The organism is Candidatus Paracaedibacter symbiosus (genome assembly GCF_000757605.1).
In the GTDB taxonomy this organism is placed as follows: domain Bacteria; phylum Pseudomonadota; class Alphaproteobacteria; order Paracaedibacterales; family Paracaedibacteraceae; genus Paracaedibacter_A; species Paracaedibacter_A symbiosus.
This window is the reverse complement of sequence record NZ_JQAK01000014.1, coordinates 3,743-5,656: the sequence shown is the minus strand read 5'-3', so window position 1 is coordinate 5,656 and position 1,914 is coordinate 3,743.

Here is a 1,914-nt window from a genome sequence, read left to right as displayed (position 1 = left end):
AGGTCGAACATACCCAGAACTTTGCGCAGCCGGGTTGAGTCAAGCGTGCAAGACTGAAGGCCGCCAGACACTCGTGGGGGCGTGGCCGCGGTCCAGCACTGCAACGGCCCGATAAACCGGTATGCCAACCGCGGTGCGACCATCCATTCTGCTGGCCCAGGTGTGTCGCCAGGCAGAGACGCTCGAGCCTACTTCATTGGCGCCGGGTCCACGGCCCCGCGCGCTGATCGAGAAAAATAAATATTCAGTAAAGATCCCAATAGGAAGCTCACGCATGCGGCGGCATTTAAAATAGAGCTACATTCCGTAAAGTCATTATTAATTATCGAAAACAAACAAATAAGAGCTAGTGGAAAAAATATTGACCTTGACGAGTACCAATTTAGAACAGCCCCCTTGCTTGACGAAGCCACCCAGTCTAGAAGCCTCTTTCCGCTAATTAGCCTAAGAGCTGTCCGGCAATAAGCATCAACCGCGAGCAACGCCAAGGCCGGTGCATACAATGAATGCACCAACCTCGAACGCACCGTCCTCCAGAAGAAGATGACAATAATCTTATACCCAAATCTAGCCGGCGATCTCAACGCAACTAAGCGCGAGACCGTATAGATTATCGCCGGAGAAATGATCGTACATGTTATACACACGTACACTAAAAGAGAGCTCGAAAAATCCATACCGAGAAGCAGTGGCGCTAAGAAAGCAGCCACTAAGAAGACCGGCGACATCGAATTTAGGAGCTGATTGAATATCGTGAAGGCACCGATTGAATAGAAATCCTTCGCCGCTCGAGGGGCGCCGAACATGCCGACGCATCTCGCAAGATTAACAGCATTCTGGAGATCTCCGCGTATCCACCTGTGAAGTCTTGCGGCGTAGCTAGCGAATGACGGAGGAAATTCCTCGATTAGAAGAGCCTGGGGAACGTACCCGGGCCTGAGATAGAAGCCTTCAAAAGTATCGTGACTCAGAACGCACTCGGACGGCACCCCGTCACCTAAGCGCTCCTCAAACCTATCAATAACGTACATACCCTTTCCAGGGTAAGGGCACTCCCCCAGATAATCTTGCATGAAATTTCGTGGCGGCGATACAGCAAGTGCAGAATTTCGACTAACACCGCCAAACACTTCGGCCCATCTCCATGAAGAACAACAAACAGACTGAGTTGCGGGAATAGCCACTCCGTATCCGCTGCACCTACTACTTACATTGGCCGGATGCTCAAGCGCACCATACAGTATCTGGAGGGCATTAGGTGTTAACTCAGTATCCTCATCTAAGATCATCGCGTGGCTTACAGATCTAGGTTTGAAGTCAAATCCAAAAGTCCACTCAAAGTGCGCATCTTTACCGCACACCAGTCGATTGAACTCCCTGACCTTCCCAGACTTACGCTCCAGACCCATCCAACATTGCTGGGTTCTAGAGTAGGATCGACGCCTATGCAAAATGGATATTGGGAACTCGGCCCAGGTGGCGTGCCGTTGATTGATCGAACGCGCTTTATCCACAAGCGAGTTCAGCAGAAGCATGTCGTGATCAGAAGGTGCTTCTTCAGGGGAATCTTCGAAATCAGACAACACAGCAAAAAGTACATTGCTGTCGCAAGCGATAAGATAGTTCCGTTCAAGATTCGCGCAGAGCCTCTGTATTTGCGCCTCCGAATGCAGGACTACAGGCACCAGCACAGCTACTTTGTGGGAATCGCTAACACCGGCTAATGCACGTCTGTCATATGACATGGGCTTCTCACTAGTCGCGCGCCCAAGGCTTAGCTCCACAACTGATCTCGCGGATAGCAAAAACAATGGTGCTATTACAAGAACGGCGGCGATCGAATGATCGCCGCCCAGTAGGTAAGCCAAAATTCCCAACAAGGCGACGAACAGCAGTGTGCAAATAACGAGCGCA